This is a genomic window from Streptomyces sp. CA-278952 (assembly GCF_028747205.1).
Taxonomy (GTDB): domain Bacteria; phylum Actinomycetota; class Actinomycetes; order Streptomycetales; family Streptomycetaceae; genus Streptomyces.
The window spans coordinates 205592-221854 of sequence record NZ_CP112880.1 but is presented as its reverse complement, the minus strand read 5'-3'; the positions used below and the strand labels follow the sequence as shown (position 1 = coordinate 221854).

The following is a 16263-nucleotide window of genomic DNA, read 5'->3' as shown; positions in this document are numbered from 1 at the left end:
GTGGTGCGGCACCCCCCTTTCCGTCTGTCACCGCTTCGCGACCGTCTGGGGCGGTGTGGTGGCCGGCGGCGGAGCGGGGCCGATCTCGCACCAGACGGCCTTGCCCTCGCCCCTCGGTTCGATGCCCCAGCGCGTGGCGACCGCGTCGAGCAGGAGCAGCCCCCGGCCGGAGGTGGACGTCTCGCCCGGCGTACGCCGACGGGGCCAGGCACTGGACCGGTCCTGGACCGACAGCCGGATCCGCCGCACCGGTTCGGGCAGCACCTCCAGCGTCAGGACTGCCCCGCCCTCGGTGTGCAGGAGGACGTTCACCAACAACTCGCCCGTGACGAGCTCGGCATCGTCGGCGAACTCGGCCATGTCCCAGTCGGCGAGGGCCTGGCGCACGATCGCGCGGGCGTCCGAGAGCCCTTCCGGGTCCGCCTGGTGAATGTACTGGTGCAGCCGCGGCGCGTGCGACGACCCAACGTCGGGGCTTCGGCGCAGGACGAGGAGTGCGACATCGTCCCCCGACCCCCACCGTTCCCACAGTCGCTCCGACAGGTGATCGGCCAGTGCCTCGGCCCCGGCGGGCCCGGCGCTCACCTCGTTGCGCAGCGCGTCGATCCCGGTGTCGAGGTCGGCTCCGGGCTCCTCCACCAGCCCGTCCGTGTACAGGACGAACGTCTCACCGGGCACCAGATCCAGCCGGGTCTCCGGGTACTCCTCGTCCTGGAGGTCCGTGGAGATGCCCAGCGGCAGCCCGCCGCGCACCTGTGGGCTGCCGACCCGCCCGTCGAGGTGGCGGATCAACGGGCCGAGGTGCCCGGCCCGGACCACCTGCACCGCTCCGGACGCCAGGTCGACCTGGGCGTAGGTGCAGGTGGCGAAGCGGTCGGTGTCCAGCTCGGCGAGGAAGCGTGAGGCCCGTGCCAGCACGGTGGCCGGGGGGTGCCCCTCGGCGGCGTACGCGCGCAGGGCGATACGCAACTGGCCCATGATCGCGGCCGCGTGGGTGTCGTGTCCTTGTACGTCCCCCACGACCAGTCCGTAACGGTTCTTGGGCAGGGTGATCACGTCGTACCAGTCGCCACCGACCTGCCGGCCGCTCCACGCCGCGTGGTACCGGACCGCGATCTCGCCGCCCTCGACCTCCTGTATCCGGGGCGGGAGCATCGCGGACTGGAGCTGGGTGGCGAACTCCCGCTCCTCGTCGAAGAGCATCGCCCGTTGCAGGGACTGGGCCACGATGGCCGCGAGGCCGAGGCACAGAATGCGCTCGTCCGCGTTGAAGACCGTGCGCTCGCGGTAGAAGAGGGCCAGACCACCGAGCGACCGGGCCTGCGCCACCAGCGGAAGGTACGCCGCTGCCCGAAACCTCAGCTTTCCGAGATGCGGCTCCAGCCCCGGGTAGCGACGGGCCAGCGCGGAGAGGGAGGTGATGAACCGGGGGCGCCCGCTGCGGATGGCGTCCGCGAGGGGGAGGTTGCGGTCGAGATCACCGGAGCCGAGCCCGTCGAGCACCTCGAGCGACTCGCCGCTCAGCGCGACGATGTTCAGCTCGGAATTCTCCACGAGCCCCAGGGCGAGGCCGTCGGCGCCGAGCCGGGCCAACCCGCCGGGTCCGGTGAGGGCTGCCGTCACATCGTCCACGGTCACCGCACGGGACATGGCACTCGTTGTTCGTTCAACGATATTTGTCTGGCGCTGCCGCCGCTTTTCCAGATCGAGAACGAAGGCCGAATGGGTGACCTCCGCCGTAGCGTCCCGGACGACCCCCACGATCCGGTGTGCCATTCCGTCCTTCGATCGCAGAATGCGGGCCTGGACATGGGTCCACTGCGTGGTCCCGTCGTCCAGCGGTACACGGAAGTGGACGCTGAAGGAATTACTGCCGCCGGTGATGGCCTCGTCGATCGTGACATCGAGCCGGGCCCGCTCCGCTGGTTCCAGGTGCTCCAGCAGGGCGCCCGGGCGCGCGTCGAACGTCGCAGGATCCACGCCGAACACCATCAGCCCGGCCTCGTCGATGTCCAGGGTCCGGGTGTCCAGGTCCCAGTCGAAGCTGCCGGTCCGATTCATGGCGAGGCGTTCCGTCGGCCGGATCTCACCGTTGGTCTTCCGGTCGATCCGGCGGAGCGGAGAGGCCTCGGCGTCCTGCCGCCGTTCGTCGTCGGTCATGCCAGCTCCGGAGGTCGTCCGGCGGGGCCGCACGTCGGCGGACCCCGTAGGCCTCAATTGTCGAGCCGCATCCATGGGAGTGCCACAGCGGCTCGCCCGCGAACCCTTACGCCGGGCCCCCGCGCCCACCTACCCGCTCCCGGCCCGGTCCGGGGGCGCGGGGCGGCGGCCGAGGGCTGTGAGCGACCATGGAGGGCGTCCCACGTGTCCACGAGCTCAGCGAGCGGAGCGCACGCATGAACGACGACCGGCCCGTCCTGCTGGAGAAGAGGGGCACATGCCTGCACCTCACACTGAACCGCCCCCGGGCTCTCAACGCTCTCAGCCACACCATGGTGAGGCTTCTCGACGAAGCCCTGTCCCGCGCCGAGCACGACGAATCAATCGCATCCGTACTGCTGTCGGGGGCCGGCGACCGAGGTCTGTGCGCCGGTGGCGACATCCGCGCCCTGCACGACGACGCACGGTCCTCGGGCCGTGCGTCCCTGGAGTTCTGGCGTGACGAGTACCGCCTCAATGCCCGCATCGCCCGATTCCCGAAACCGTACGTCGCACTGATGGACGGCATCGTGATGGGCGGAGGAGTCGGAGTGTCCGCACACTCCGGAATCCGTGTCGTCACCGAACGCTCACGCGTCGCCATGCCCGAGACCGCGATCGGCTTCGTGCCCGATGTCGGGGGCACCCGCCTGCTGGCCACCGCCCCCGGCCAACTGGGCACCCATCTGGCGCTCACTGGCCGATCCGTCGGGGCGGCCGACGCCGTTCTCTGCGGTCTGGCCGATCATCACGTCCCTGCCCGCCTCCTGCCTGCCCTGACCGAGGCGCTGGGAGAGCCGCCCGGCCAGAACCCGTCGGCGGCGGGCATCGTGCAGCGGTTCGCCACGGAGCCGCCGGCCGGCGAGCTCGCAGCGGATCGCGACTGGATCGACGGTTGCTACGCGGCGGACAGCGTGGAGGAGATCCTCCGCCGACTACGTGAGAGCGGTCTTCCCGCAGCGGAGGCGGCGGCGGACGAACTCCTGACCAAGTCGCCGCTCGCGCTCAAGGTGACGCTCGCCGCCGTCCGCCGGGCAGCCCGACTCGACAGCCTGGAGGCCGTTCTCGACCAGGAGTTCCGCGTCTCCAGCCGGGCGTTCGAACACCCTGATTTCGTGGAAGGGGTACGAGCCCGGATCATCGACAAGGACAACGCACCGCAGTGGAAACCGGGCTCCCTCGCCGAGGTCGACGACCAGGAGGTCGCCCGGTTCTTCGCACCGCTCGGCCCCGGCGAACAGGAGCTCGGACTCGCTCCGGGACCCACGCCCATTCCCGTCAACGGAGGACAGGCCGGATAGGACGGACCGGCGGGCGCCGGTTCGCCCGCCGGCACCTCCGCCCCGCCTATCTGTCGCTGCCGGAGAGGCTCGGCTGCAGTGCCCGTACGAGAGCGAACAGCCGGTCCTCGTTGCCCGTCAGCCCCGCGCTGCGCAGGGCACGGTCCGCCTCCCGCATCGGAGAGGTGAGCAGCGGCAGGTAGACCGGTGCGTCGTCGGGGTCCGTGAGCGCTGCCCGGGTGGCCTCCAGCAGCCGGACGTACGCCTGTGCCGCGGCGAGCTCATCGTTGTCCATCTCAGCATCTCCTCCTCAGAGCTGTCGGACCGTCAAGCATCCCCCATGGGTCTGACAGTGAGGATGTAGGCGGCATCGCTCGGGCGCATGGATCTGGGTCTGACTGGCGCTTCGGTTGCCTGTGCGTTGAATCGTCGGCCTCCCGGAGGATGCCATCGCGTGTGCTCACGGGTGCCCGTGGCCTCATAGGGGCTTGGCCACCGGCCTCTTCACTGTCTTGTCCGTCCGCCCGGGCAGCACGCGCTGTTCGCAGCCTCGAAGGTTCGTCGCCTGCGAGATCTACAGGCACCCCGTGAACACCGATACCCCGACCACGACAGCCTCGACCAGAGCCGGATCACGACGCCGAGTACCCGCCACGCTCCAAGCCACCGGAGTCGGACGACGAGGCCACGACCAGACGCTCGACGAACGACACCGCCCACGGACTTGACGATCTATAGGAGCTTCAACGCCGCCTCAGGCCCGGCCGCGCCCGCCGGACAACCCGCTCGGCGGTTCCACCTCAAGGTAACGCCGTCTGCGGGGCCCTCGGTAGAGCAGGGTTGTCCAGCCCAGTTCCCGCAAGGCCGAAGCGCAGCCGGCCAGCGCCTCCTCCTCGTCATGGGCGGCACCACTGCCGGGCGGTCCGGTCCACTCGACCCGTACCGAACCTGGCGACTCTCCGTCGCTCACCCGGTATCCGGCCGACACGCGTTGTCCCGACGGGTCGACGGCCGAAGGCGTGGCCCCCGACCTCTCCAGAGCCAACGCGATGGCCCTGACCGGGCGGTTCACTTCCCACGGAGCCGGTGCGGCCACGGGGTCGGGCCGCCCGGCACCGGTGAGCCGACGGATCTGCAGCAGCCCCTCGAACGCGGTCCGCACCGAAGCGGCCCGTGCCGCCGCGGATTCGGCGACGGGTGGGCCGTCGCCGGTCGCGGGCTCGAATCCGTTGCTCTCCTCGGTGCCCATCTGTCCCCCTCGCCGTCCGTACCCTGCCCAGTCTGCACCGGCGGCGGCCGACGGTATCCCCGGGGAGTCGCAGTGGTCGACTGGTGCCCTGGGCCAACAGTGCCGAACGGAGCCGGCAAGGGCCGACGGGAGTGTCGCCTCCTCACCTCTCGGTAGACTCGTGTGCTCTGCACCCGTTCTTTCCGCAGCACCACTCACGCGAGGACCCGCCGCCCGTGCCCGACAACAAACCGACCGCCGTGCCCACCGACGGACGGGAGGCCCTGCGTGCGGACTGCGCGAACTGTTTCGCTCTGTGCTGCGTCGCCCTCACGCTGACGGCCTCTGCGGACTTCGCTATTGACAAGGACGCCGGGCGGCCCTGCCCCAACCTTCAGGACGACTTCCGCTGCGGCATCCACACCCGGCTGCGGCCGAAGGGCTTCTCCGGCTGCACCGTGTACGACTGCTTCGGTGCCGGCCAACAGGTCTCCCAGGTGACCTACGGTGGCCGTGACTGGCGTTCGTCCCCCGACCTGGCCGCGCAGATGTTCCAGGTGTTCCCGGTCATGCGTCAGCTCCACGAACTTCTGTGGTATCTCACCGAGGCTCTCACTCTGCCGGACGCACGTCCCCTCCACGGCGAGATCCGCCGGGCCCTCGAAAAGACGGAATGGCACACCACACGGCCGGCCGTCGACTTCGCGGAACTGGACATCGCCGGTCACCGCGATCGGGTCGCCGGGCTGCTTCTGCGCACCAGCGAACTCGTCCGGGCCGCCGCGCCCCGGCGCAAGAAGCGCAATCACCGCGGTGCCGACCTCATCGGAGCCCGTCTGCGCGGAGCCGACCTGCGCGCGGCGGACCTCCGTGGGGCCTATCTGATCGCCGCCGATCTCAGCGGCGCCGACCTCCGCCTGGCCGACCTCATCGGCGCGGACTTCCGTGACGCCGACCTCTCGGGCGCCGACCTCACGGGAAGCCTGTTCCTCACCCAAGCCCAGCTCAACGCCGCAAAGGGAAACGCGGAGACAGCACTTCCCACATCCCTGAGCCGCCCTCCGCACTGGGCCGCCTGACCACCCGACTCACCTGGTTCACCTGACCGTCCTTAGCTTCCGGTGCCCCGGGAGTCCGCCTCCAGAGCTGCCTTGAGACGCTTCAGCGTCGTACGGATGTTGCCGCCCTGGAACTGCGCGAAGGTTTTCCCGCCCGTCGCGACGCGGTCGAACGCGTTGGCGAGGAAGTCAGGCCAGCGGTGCCGGTCGTCGGTCCAGGTCTCGGTGACCCGGGTCGCGCCGTCCACTGCCTCGAAACGGTAGTCCCACGTGGCGATCGGCCCCGGGAGCAGAGGGCGCCGCAGACCGATTGCGTGCACCCGGAAGGCGAAGCGCTCGCCGGGGTCGGCCGCCGTCACTGTGCACCGTGTCGTCCAGCGTGCCGCACCGCGCTTGTTCCGGCCCTCGAAGACCATGCCGACGTACGCACCACGCGGCTCGCCGTGCACGGTCGCGCCACGGTTCTCCGGACTCCAACGCCCCATCGCCGTGGGGTCGCTGAGCTGTTCATAGACCTTAGCCGGGCTGGCGTCGATGACGATGCTGTCTGCTACGGACATGGTGCGGGGCACAGTGAGACTCCTTGTCCACGGCCGTTGACGGGCCACGCCCGGGTGCCGTACGGGCCGTGGGCCGACATCCCGGAGCCCATACCTTACTCGCGAGTAGACTCTGTGGGGGCGAGGGTGGGAGGAGCTCTGTAGGGCTGCCACACACAGCCGTGGGCGGCGGCCGGACTGCCGTGGCGCGACTCGGCACACGGGCCGCGGCGGTTCAACGCGTCCGGCGCTCCCGCCGGTTCGCGACCCGGACCCGTATGTCGGCCGACAGACTCCTTACGCCGCCGCTGTCACGGGCCTCCGCGATGACCCCGGCCACGGACCGCACGATCTGTGCCGGCCGGGCCCCGGGCTCCACGACCACCGTCACCACCGCCCGCAGTGGCCGGCCCCCCACCAGTCGCACGCGGGCACGCGCCACGTCGTCGAACGCCGCCACCTGGGTGGCCATCGCCCGTTCCCACGCACGCCTGCGCAGTACCGGCCCGCTCCGTGGCAGCACCGACCAACGGGTCCTGCCCGACAGTGCCTGACGGGCCAACCACCACCCCAGCAGCGCCAGAACGAGGGCGAGCCCGGTGATCAGCGCAGGGCTCCACCAACTCTTCTCCCGGAGCCGTGCCGTCAATCCGCGGTCCAGCAACACCCCGTCCGGCGAGGGCGTCGGCCACCAGTGCGGGACGCGGTCCACCACCGGGACCCATGCCGAACCGTCGCCCACGGCCAGCCAGCCGCCGCAGACCACCAGCACCAGCCCGGCGACACCGAGCAGTGACCTGTTGACCACGCCACGCCTGATCACCGACATCCCTTCACACCTCTCTCTGTTCAGCCGGAGCCGGAGCCGGAGCCGCTGTCGTCGAAGCGGCTGCGGATTCCGTCGGCTCCTCGGTGGAGGGCGGCGGGCCATGCCGGTCACGCCGGACCCGGGTCCCGACCCGCAGCGCGGGAGCCCGAGCCAGTCCCAGCTCCGGCAGGGCCGCTCCGACGACTCGGACCACTTCGGCCCGCACCTGCTCCGGGTCGCCGTAGCCCACCTCCGCCAGCACCTTGACGCGTCGCCGCCGCACACTGACCCGGACCCGAACCACTCCGGCTACGGCGGCGGTCCGCTCCTGGACGACCCGGGCGGCGGCCGAACGGTCGAGCGCCGCCCGCAATCGCGGCGCGGGCGCCGCCATCGTCAGTCCGCGCCGGTGCCCCGGGAGCAGGGCGCACCCCAGCAGCCATGCGCCGGTCAGCGCGGCCAGCATCCCGCCGACCCGGACCGCCGTGTCCGCCGGGCCGTGCGTCGACGCCCAGTCGACCAGCCAGGTCCGCCAGGCGGCGGGTGTGCCGCCGACCCGGACAGCGACGACGTCCACCAGGAGCAGCGCACAGCCGGCGGCTCCGACGGCCGCCGTCAGTGCCGCGGGAATCCGGCGCTGGGCCCGGGGCCGGCCGCCGGGGCCACCGCCCCGTACGGTGTGCTCCGCCCTGCGCGCCGCATCGTCCGCCCCGGAGGGCACATCGCCCGAGGGTTTCCGGGCGGGCGGCAGCGGAATCACCGAGAGCTCATCGATCCGGACGTCCGCGTGCGGAACGGACAGGCCCGTCAGGGCCGCCGTCCGGGTCCGTGCCCGCTCCCGGATCCGCTCGGTCGCCTCATCCGCCCGTATCGGATATGGCAGTCGGATGCCGACCGTGACCCGCGCGGACGCGCCGCGCACCGAAGCGGAACCGCGGGTCACCGCGCCACCGACGGGCAGTGCCTCGGCCACCGCCCGCTCGGCGATCCGCCGGACGGCGCGGGGAACCACCGTCGTCGTACCACGCCCGCCGGCCGGCACCGTCATGGCCGCCGCCCCGCCACCGTGTCCAGGAACTCGCGCAGGCTGGTGCCCCGGTCCACGAGGTGCCCGGCGAACCAGCCCACCGCGCCCAGCGATGCGACCACGAGGAAGGCACCGAACCCGCCGAACCAGCCCGCGAACCCCAGCGCCATGCCCGCCGCCGCCCCATAGGCACCCCGGCCCGGCGCACCCCCCGCCGGGCCGGACGCGTCCATCTTCCGCGTCACGCCGTCACGCCACGCGCGTCTCGGACGAGGCGACCTCGTCGTCATCCTCGGGCAGATGCACGTCGTTGACCGTCACATTGACCTCCACGACCTCAAGGCCCGTGGTGCGCTCCACCGCCGCGATGACGTTCTCGCGGACGTCGTGCGCCACATCGGTGATCGCGACTCCGTACTCGACGACAAGGTCCAAGTCGATGGCGGTCTGGCGCTCGCCCACCTCGACCTTGACGCCCCGCCCGACGTTCGGCCGGCCGCCCGGCACCCGGTCGCGGACCGCGCCGAGTGTGCGGGAGAGGCCGCCGCCCATGTCGTGGACGCCGGGGATCTCGCGGGCCGCCATCCCCGCGATCTTCACGACGACGGTGTCCGCGATGGAGGTGCGGCCTCGCGTCGCCGCCGGCTCGGTCGCCCCGGTGGCCCCGCTGCCGACCGTGGTGGTCCCGCCCGCGGAGCCGCTCTGCTTCGTCGAGCCCGTCCGTGAAGTGGCTCCCGCGGGGGGAACGGTCGCTGCTGGCTGGATGGTGGTCATGGAAACTCCTCGCGTCTCGCTCGGCTCGTTCTGCCTGACATTTCGTTGGACACGCTGTGCGCCGATTCGTCACGCGGGTTCGCGGATATTTCCCGGAAGCAGGGCGGCGGACGAGGGACTACGGGCGACGGCACACCGTGCCGTGCGGAAAAGAGCTGCGTGAGTGCGTGACATACGGCCTCGCGGTGGGTCCAACGACGAGAAGCGGTCACGAGGCCACGTGGAGAGACGCGTGCGGGGTCGTGTGCCGGACGGGTACAGAAGCAGGAGCAGGCGTCGTGGAAATGAGCGGGGAAGGAGTTGGTCCGTGCCCGGCGACGGGAATCAGCTGACGGAGCGCGCGCCGGACGCCGCGCCGTCCGACGAGGCACTGCTGGTCGTGAGGGCGGGGGAGGGGGACGAGGAGGCCTTCGAGGTGCTCGTGCGCAGGCACGGCCCCGTGATGTTGCAACTGGCGACGCGGCTTCTCGGCGACCGGGCGGACGCGGAGGACGCCGTACAGGACGCTTTCGTGAGCGCCTGGCGAAAACTCCCCGAGTTCCGCCGGGACGCCTCCTTCCACACCTGGCTCTACCGCATCGTCACCAACCGCTGCCTCAACCGGCTCAGAGCCCGCAGACCGGCGGCGGACCTCGACTCGGTGCCCGAGCAGGCCGCCCCCGAACACCAGGCGTCCCCCGCCCGTGCGGTGGAGTCGCGGGCGGCCGTCGACGCGCTGGCCGAGGCGATGGCGAGCCTCTCACCCGAACAGCGGGTGTGCTGGGTGCTGCGTGAGATGCAGGGACTGTCGTACGAGAGCATCGCGGGAACGGTCGGAATCAGTCTGCAGGCGGTCCGCGGCCGGGTTTTCCGGGCCCGCCGCTCCTTGACGGAGGCGATGAGCGCATGGCGATGAGCGCCAATCCGGACCGGCCGGAGAAGAGCCGGCACGAGGAGAGCCGATACAGGGAGAACCGATACGAGGAGAGCCGATACGAGGAGGAGGATGAGCGGCTCGGTTGCGGGCGCCTGCTCACCGACGTCTGGGAGGCCTGGGACACTGGTCGCTCGGCGGAGGAACCCCACTTCGCCGATTGCCCCTTCTGCTCTGCCGCCCTGGCCGACCTCACAGGCCTTGACGACGCGGTACGCCGTACCTGTGAGCAGGAGCCCGGCACACCGGACACCACGGCCATAACGGCTCGTGTCATGGACCTCGTACGGCTCGAACTGCGCCCGGGACGCCCACTGCCGCTGGGAGAGCCGGGGGAGGACCACTGGATGGTCGAGTCCGCGGTCGCACGGATACTGCGGGCGGCGGTCGACAGCCTGCCCGGGGTGCGGGCCGGGAGCTGCCGTATCGCCCCACTCGACCCGGCGGACCCCACCGGAGAGCTGCATATTCGGGTCGAGGTGGCGGCGAGGCTCGGCCTGCCCCTGCGAGACCTGGCCGACACCGTGCGCGCACGGGTCGCCGAGGTCGCCGACCGGGACATCGGTATCCGCCTCGCGACCACCGACGTTCTCGTTGTCGACATCCTCGACACGGTCGACACTCTTGACGTCTTCTACGAGGACGTTGGCCACCGTGTGCACAGCGACAGCCACGGAGACGACGGTACGGTCATCGGCGGTCAAGCGGACGGCCGGGCCGACGGACACGGGACGGGAGCAGCGCGATGACCGCGGACACACGCCGGGACCGGGTGGCCGGGGCTGCCGCCGAGGCCGCTCGGGGCGTGCGGGGCGTCGCGTTCCTGCGCCCCGGCATGGCGGACCTGCTACGCACCCGGATCGCCGAGCGCACCCCGCGCCGCGCCCCATTGACCGGGAACAGGACACCGGGAGTGCGGGTCGGCCGGGACGAGAACGACGGCTGGCACATCGACATCCGGTTCGTCCTGTGCCGTGGTCACCGGGCGCTCGACGTCACCAGGGCCGTCCAGGCCGCGGTCGGCGCCGTGCTGCCGGAGGAGCCAGTTGTCTCGCTCCGGATCACTGTGACGGGCGTCGTCTGAGGGCGGCCGGCACTCCGGCCGGGCGAGTGCCCCCGTTTCCCGCCCGGCCGGAGTGGTCGCCCGGTCGTCCCGCCGGCGTGACGACCGGCCTCAGGCGCGCCACTCAGCGGTGCGCTCCTGCGATGCTTCCGAGAGGGCCTTCACGATGGCGTCGACGTCGCCCTGGCTGCCGTACACCGGCGTGCCGGGCTGCTGGCGCCAGGATTCGTCCAGGCCGCCGCTGTCGACCGTGTCGAAGCCCAACTCATCGATGAGGTCGCGGACCGCCTGTTTGGCCTTCGGGTCGTCGCCCGCCACGGGGAGCGCCTGCCGGCCCGGAGTGCCCTGCGGGCGGCCCCGGTTCAGGATGTCCTGGGCGTACGTGCCGTTGAACGCCTTGATCACGGGGTGACCGATCTGCCGCTCCGTCCACCGGCTCTCGGGCAGCCCGTCCTCGATGGCGGCGATGCGGCCGTCGCGCTGCTGCGGGTAGTAGTTGCCCGTGTCGATGACCGCGGCGCCCTCCGCCGCACCGTCGAGGAATCCGTCGGGCAGGTCGGGCACGGCCTTCAGCGGCACGGTGACGACGACCACCTGGGCGCCTCGCGCAGCCTCCGACGCGGGCACCGGCTTCGCCCCCGTCTCTTCGGCGAGGGCGGTGAGCGTGTGGGGGCCGCGGGAGTTGGCGACCGCCACCTCATGCCCGAGGGCGGTGAGACGTCGCGTCAGGTTGCCGCCGATGTTGCCCGCGCCGATGATGCCGATCTTCATGGATCCGACCTTCCGAAGCTTGCCGAGTGGAGAAGAGTGGACAGGAGTGGAGGAGGAGAGAAGTGATTCTGTCGGTTCACCAACTCCGGTACCGGAGGAGCTATTCCCGGGTCCGCCGGGCCCGCGAGGGAATAGCTGATCGACGCCCGGACGTTGACGCCCTGTTTTGGTTGCGTCCGCCGGGAACCGTGGGACAGCGGTTAGGCCATTTGAGTGTCCTTGTCGGCCGCTCGCCCCGGACGGGGAAGGATGTCCCACCGCGCCGATCGCCGCGGGTCCATTCTGGTCGCCGAGTCCACACCGGCCGTCGACCGAAGGAGCGTCGTAGTGACGACGAGGGGCATCTCGCAATCGGTGGAGACCGATACCGCCGACCAGGACGAAATGCCGGTACGGCGCGGCGAACCCGGCAACGTGGTCATCAAGTGGATGACCACCACGGACCACAAGACGATCGGCACGCTCTACCTTGTCACCTCCTTCGCGTTCTTCTGCGTGGGAGGGCTCCTGGCGCTGGTGATGCGAGCCGAACTGGCCCGGCCCGGTATCCAGCTGATCTCGAACGAGCAGTTCAACCAGGCGTTCACGATGCACGGCACCATCATGCTGCTGATGTTCGCGACGCCGCTGTTCGCCGGATTCGCGAACTGGATCATGCCGCTGCAGATCGGCGCGCCCGACGTGGCGTTCCCGCGGCTGAACATGTTCGCGTACTGGCTGTACCTCTTCGGCTCGCTCATCGCGGTGGCCGGCTTCCTCACCCCGCAGGGCGCGGCCGACTTCGGCTGGTTCGCCTACTCCCCGCTCAACGACGCGGTCCGCTCGCCGGGCATCGGCGCCGACATGTGGATCATGGGTCTGGCCTTCTCCGGCTTCGGGACGATCCTCGGCTCGGTCAACTTCATCACCACGATCATCTGCATGCGCGCACCCGGCATGACGATGTTCCGCATGCCGATCTTCACCTGGAACGTCCTACTGACCGGCGTTCTGGTCCTGCTGGCCTTCCCGGTCCTCGCCGCGGCTTTGCTGGCGCTAGAGGCCGACCGTAAGTTCGGTGCCCATGTCTTCGACGCCGCCAACGGCGGCGCCCTGCTGTGGCAGCACCTGTTCTGGTTCTTCGGCCACCCCGAGGTCTACATCATCGCCCTGCCGTTCTTCGGCATCGTCACGGAGATCCTCCCGGTCTTCAGCCGTAAGCCGGTCTTCGGCTATATCGGCCTGGTCGCGGCCACCATCGCCATCGCGGGCCTGTCCGCGACCGTGTGGGCGCACCACATGTTCGTCACGGGCGGTGTGCTGCTGCCGTTCTTCTCCTTCATGACCTTCCTCATCGCCGTGCCGACAGGCGTGAAATTCTTCAACTGGATCGGCACCATGTGGAAGGGGTCGCTCTCCATGGAGACCCCGATGCTCTGGGCCGTCGGTTTCCTGGTCACCTTCCTCTTCGGCGGTCTGACCGGGATCATTCTCGCCTCACCGCCCCTGGACTTCCACGTCTCCGACTCGTACTTCGTCGTCGCCCACTTCCATTACGTGGTATTCGGCACCGTGGTGTTCGCGATGTTCGCCGGATTCCATTTCTGGTGGCCGAAATTCACCGGGAAGATGCTGGATGAACGGCTTGGGAAGATGACGTTCTGGACACTCTTCGTCGGATTTCACGGGACGTTCCTCGTTCAGCACTGGCTCGGGGCCGAGGGCATGCCACGCCGTTACGCGGACTACCTCGACGCCGACGGCTTCACCGCGCTGAACACGATCTCCACCATTTCCTCCTTTCTGCTGGGCCTGTCGATCCTGCCGTTCTTCTACAACATCTGGAAGACCGCCAAGTACGGCAGGAAGGTCGAGGTCGACGACCCGTGGGGCTACGGCCGTTCGCTGGAATGGGCCACCTCCTGCCCGCCGCCCCGGCACAACTTCGTCACCCTGCCGCGGATCCGTTCCGAATCCCCGGCGTTCGACCTGCACCACCCGGCGGTCCGCTCTCTGGAGGAAGCCACCAACCGCCCCCAGGACTCCACGATCGTCGCGCCGGGGGACCGGCACGAATGAATGCGACCCACGCCCTGGACGAAGCGACGGAGTGGGAGAGGAGGACGGGGTGGAACCCGACAAGGACTGCGCCCGGGGCCTGGCGCAACTGGAAGGCTTTCTGCTGTGGAACGCCGAGGTCGAGAGGGCGCGACGCCAGGCGCGCCGCTTCACCGACCGGTTGCCCTGGTTGACCACAGCGCAGCGTGAGGATGTCGAGCGGGTGTTCATCGCCGAACGCGTCGCCGCTTCCCGGGAGTCGCTCACCCGCATCCGCGACCGCGCGGACGAACTGCGCAAGGAGTACACCGAGCGTTACGTCCGGCTCCGGGTCCGCTGCGTCGCCGCCTCGGCCGGCGCGGTGGGCGCGGCGATCTGCGTCGGCACGGCCCTGATGTTGACCCTGCGCTGAGCCCGGCGGGATCCCGGCGCGGCCGGTCGGCGGCCGCACCGGACGGGCCTCGGCGCCGGAACGGTCAGTGCCGTACCAGGCAGAAGGGGTGCCCGGCGGGGTCGGCGTACACACGCCACCCGCGCGCCTCGTCCCCGGCGTCGAGGAGGGACCCCCCGCACGCCAGAACCACCTCGTGCGCCCGTTCCTGGTCGGTGACGCCGAAGTCCAGGTGGAACTGCTGGGGCGGGTCCTGGCCGGGCCAGCCGGGCGCCCGGTGGTCGTCCACCCGCTGAAAGGCGAGGACGAGTCCACCGGGCGTGTGCAGCGTGGACCAGTCCGCGTCGCACGCCCACCTCCGGTCGGTGCGGTCGACCTCGCCCCCGAGCAATGACGCGTAGAAGCCGGCCAGTTCCTTCGGATCCGGGCAGTCCAGTACAACGCACTCCACTTGAGCGATCATGGCGGCATCCTAAGGGGTGTCCAGCGGACTCAGCGGGCCCCGAACACCTGGGTCCAGACCGGACCGCCGCTCGAATTCTGCTTACCGACGCCGATCTCCTCGAAGGAACAGTTGAGGATGTTCGCGCGGTGTCCCGGGCTGTCCATCCAGGACCGCATCACGTCGGCCGGGGTCTGCTGGCCCTTGGCGATGTTCTCGCCGTAGGTGGACCACCGGTACCCGGCGGCGGTGATCCGGTCGCCTGGATCCCTGCCGTCCTGGGAGGTGTGCGAGAAGTAGTCCTTGGCCTCCATATCGGCGGAGTGCCGTTGCGCGGCTGTGTTGAGCTGATCGTTGACGGTCACCGGACCGCAGCCCTCCTTGGCCCGCTCGGCGTTGACCAGATCGGCGACCTGGTCGGCGGTTCCCGCCGGTGCGGGCGGTGCGGGCGGTGCGGGCGCCGGCGGGTCCGGCTTCGGGGCCGGGGCGGCGGTGGGGGGAGCGGGCGGTGCCGGGGTGCTCTTCTTCGGCCTGGCCTTGGGGGTGCGCGAGGGGCTCGGCGTCGGCGAGGTGCTGGGCGACACGGACGCGGAGGCCGAGGGAGACGGGGACGACGTCGGTGAGGCCGAGGTGAGCGCCTGGGAGCGAGCGTCGGCGGTGACGGTCGTCGCGTCCCGGTCGTCGCCGTCGGTGTAAAGGTGCACGGCCGCGCCGCCCGTGCCGAGCGCGGCGACCGCGACCACGGCGGCTATGGCTGAGTTGCGACGGCGTCGCCGGGCCTGCACCCGTCTGCGCTCCACGCGCCCCGCCCCGGCGCCGTGCGACCCAGGACCGGGCACCTGGAGCTGCGCAGCCGTGGTGAGCAGTTCCGGAGCGGCCCCCGTTCCTGACGCGGCCACCGGGACCAGTGCGAGACCCACCAACAGCCCTTCGGCGGGAACAAGCCCCGAGCGGTGTCCCGAGCACACGGTGCATTCGCGGGCGTGGCGGGCCAGCCGCTTGCGCCACAGGGCGGAGGGGACACCGTCCCAGCCGACAGCGATGTCCTCCAGAAGCACGCACGGCGGTTCGGCCGCCAGCGCGCCCACGACGACCCTCGCCGCCTCCAGCTGGGCCTTCATCCGTTGCACCCGTACGGCGGTGTGCTGCGGGGAGAGTTCGAGAGCCGCGGCGACCTCGGCACGGGACAGGTGACCGGCCGTCTCCAGCCACCACAGCGACAGCAGGGCGCGGTCGTCCTCGTCCAGCCAGCGAGTCGCCTCCGCTACCTGGCGACGCTGGCCGGTCAGACCCAGTTCCAGGATCGTCACCTCGACGAAGTCCGCCCGGGGATCCGGCAGGTCGTACGCCGTGTCCAGCCGGTCCGCCGGTATCGAACCGGACTGTCGGTCACGCCAGTGCGTGCGTACCTCGTTCATGGCTATCGCCACCAGCCAGGAACGGAAACGCTCCGGGTCGCGCAGTTCGGGCAGGCCCCGGAGCACGCGCAGCACCGTCTCCTGCACCACGTCGTCCACGTCCGCATGACCGTCCAGCGCACGTCCGACGACGTTGTACAGCAGCGGCAGGTACGCCGAGACGAGCTGGTCCTTGGCCTGCTGGTCGCCGCTCTGCGCCGCCGAGATCAAGACCGTCGGGTGATCCTTGCCCATGCTGTGCTCACTCTTCCGGGGTCCGGTGCTGTCACTTCCCACACACGGGAGACGGGGTGCGGGCGGGACGATAACAAGAAT

The 16263-nt window shown here is 70.6% G+C and carries 18 protein-coding genes; 7 read left to right on the top strand and 11 right to left on the bottom strand.

Translation table 11 applies throughout. From position 1 onward, the window contains the following. Positions 1 to 27: 27 nt before the first annotated feature. On the bottom strand, positions 28 to 2160 hold the full coding sequence (locus N7925_RS00950; RefSeq protein ID WP_265597572.1) for a SpoIIE family protein phosphatase: 2133 nt from the start codon (positions 2158 to 2160) through the stop codon (positions 28 to 30). A gap of 236 nt (positions 2161 to 2396) precedes the next feature. Here N7925_RS00950 and N7925_RS00945 point away from each other — a divergent pair, with 236 nt between their 5' ends. Then, positions 2397 to 3500 carry an enoyl-CoA hydratase/isomerase family protein gene (locus N7925_RS00945; RefSeq protein ID WP_274342704.1) on the top strand — a complete coding sequence of 368 codons (1104 nt, stop codon included), beginning with the start codon at positions 2397 to 2399 and terminating at the stop codon, positions 3498 to 3500. A gap of 46 nt (positions 3501 to 3546) precedes the next feature. Here the strand turns inward: N7925_RS00945 and N7925_RS00940 are convergent, their stop codons facing one another. Continuing rightward, positions 3547 to 3774: a hypothetical protein gene (locus tag N7925_RS00940; RefSeq protein ID WP_265597570.1), complete on the bottom strand. Its 228-nt coding sequence runs from the start codon at positions 3772 to 3774 to the stop codon at positions 3547 to 3549. Between the two features lie 459 nt (positions 3775 to 4233). Then, the gene (locus N7925_RS00935) at positions 4234 to 4728 is read right to left on the bottom strand and encodes a hypothetical protein (protein WP_265597569.1); all 495 of its coding nucleotides are present in this window, start codon (positions 4726 to 4728) and stop codon (positions 4234 to 4236) included. A 215-nt stretch (positions 4729 to 4943) separates the two neighbouring features. On the opposite strand from N7925_RS00935, the gene N7925_RS00930 reads away from it, so the two are divergent. Continuing rightward, positions 4944 to 5786 (top strand): pentapeptide repeat-containing protein, encoded by an 843-nt coding sequence (locus N7925_RS00930; RefSeq protein ID WP_265597568.1) that lies wholly within the window; start codon positions 4944 to 4946, stop codon positions 5784 to 5786. Between the two features lie 32 nt (positions 5787 to 5818). On the opposite strand, the gene N7925_RS00925 is transcribed toward N7925_RS00930, so the two are convergent. The 5 genes from N7925_RS00925 to N7925_RS00905 form a co-directional block, all read right to left on the bottom strand. Continuing rightward, the gene (locus N7925_RS00925) at positions 5819 to 6337 is read right to left on the bottom strand and encodes an SRPBCC family protein (RefSeq protein WP_274342703.1); all 519 of its coding nucleotides are present in this window, start codon (positions 6335 to 6337) and stop codon (positions 5819 to 5821) included. Between the two features lie 202 nt (positions 6338 to 6539). Next, positions 6540 to 7133 carry a hypothetical protein gene (locus tag N7925_RS00920; protein ID WP_274342702.1) on the bottom strand — a complete coding sequence of 198 codons (594 nt, stop codon included), beginning with the start codon at positions 7131 to 7133 and terminating at the stop codon, positions 6540 to 6542. A 4-nt stretch (positions 7134 to 7137) separates the two neighbouring features. Then, positions 7138 to 8160, bottom strand: a complete 1023-nt coding sequence (locus tag N7925_RS00915) for a DUF6286 domain-containing protein (protein ID WP_274342701.1) — start codon at positions 8158 to 8160, stop codon at positions 7138 to 7140. Beyond that, the gene (locus N7925_RS00910; protein ID WP_274342700.1) at positions 8157 to 8384 is read right to left on the bottom strand and encodes a hypothetical protein; all 228 of its coding nucleotides are present in this window, start codon (positions 8382 to 8384) and stop codon (positions 8157 to 8159) included. The genes N7925_RS00915 and N7925_RS00910 overlap by 4 nt, the downstream gene beginning before the upstream one ends. Positions 8385 to 8388: 4 nt before the next feature. Further along, the gene (locus tag N7925_RS00905; RefSeq protein WP_265597563.1) at positions 8389 to 8913 is read right to left on the bottom strand and encodes an Asp23/Gls24 family envelope stress response protein; all 525 of its coding nucleotides are present in this window, start codon (positions 8911 to 8913) and stop codon (positions 8389 to 8391) included. A gap of 307 nt (positions 8914 to 9220) precedes the next feature. On the opposite strand from N7925_RS00905, the gene N7925_RS00900 reads away from it, so the two are divergent. The 3 genes from N7925_RS00900 to N7925_RS00890 are packed head-to-tail and all read left to right on the top strand — an operon-like array spanning position 9221 to position 10910. Further along, positions 9221 to 9808, top strand: coding sequence for an RNA polymerase sigma factor (locus N7925_RS00900; RefSeq protein WP_265597562.1), 588 nt, complete (start codon positions 9221 to 9223; stop codon positions 9806 to 9808). Beyond that, complete coding sequence (locus N7925_RS00895) at positions 9799 to 10575, top strand: hypothetical protein (protein ID WP_265597561.1); 777 nt, start codon at positions 9799 to 9801, stop codon at positions 10573 to 10575. The genes N7925_RS00900 and N7925_RS00895 overlap by 10 nt, the downstream gene beginning before the upstream one ends. Further along, complete coding sequence (locus N7925_RS00890; protein WP_265597560.1) at positions 10572 to 10910, top strand: Asp23/Gls24 family envelope stress response protein; 339 nt, start codon at positions 10572 to 10574, stop codon at positions 10908 to 10910. The genes N7925_RS00895 and N7925_RS00890 overlap by 4 nt, the downstream gene beginning before the upstream one ends. A gap of 90 nt (positions 10911 to 11000) precedes the next feature. Here N7925_RS00890 and N7925_RS00885 read toward each other — a convergent pair whose 3' ends face one another. Beyond that, positions 11001 to 11918, bottom strand: a complete 918-nt coding sequence (locus N7925_RS00885) for an NADPH-dependent F420 reductase (protein WP_274342699.1) — start codon at positions 11916 to 11918, stop codon at positions 11001 to 11003. 126 nt (positions 11919 to 12044) lie between these two features. On the opposite strand from N7925_RS00885, the gene ctaD reads away from it, so the two are divergent. Both ctaD and N7925_RS00875 read left to right on the top strand, forming a co-directional pair. Continuing rightward, positions 12045 to 13718: an aa3-type cytochrome oxidase subunit I gene (gene ctaD / locus N7925_RS00880; RefSeq protein ID WP_265603709.1), complete on the top strand. Its 1674-nt coding sequence runs from the start codon at positions 12045 to 12047 to the stop codon at positions 13716 to 13718. A gap of 49 nt (positions 13719 to 13767) precedes the next feature. Then, positions 13768 to 14109, top strand: coding sequence for a hypothetical protein (locus N7925_RS00875; protein ID WP_265597558.1), 342 nt, complete (start codon positions 13768 to 13770; stop codon positions 14107 to 14109). 64 nt (positions 14110 to 14173) lie between these two features. Here N7925_RS00875 and N7925_RS00870 read toward each other — a convergent pair whose 3' ends face one another. Together N7925_RS00870 and N7925_RS00865 are read right to left on the bottom strand one after the other, a co-directional pair. Further along, positions 14174 to 14551, bottom strand: coding sequence for a VOC family protein (locus tag N7925_RS00870; protein WP_265597557.1), 378 nt, complete (start codon positions 14549 to 14551; stop codon positions 14174 to 14176). A gap of 29 nt (positions 14552 to 14580) precedes the next feature. Beyond that, the gene (locus N7925_RS00865) at positions 14581 to 16182 is read right to left on the bottom strand and encodes a sigma-70 family RNA polymerase sigma factor (protein WP_274342698.1); all 1602 of its coding nucleotides are present in this window, start codon (positions 16180 to 16182) and stop codon (positions 14581 to 14583) included. Positions 16183 to 16263 lie beyond the last annotated feature (81 nt).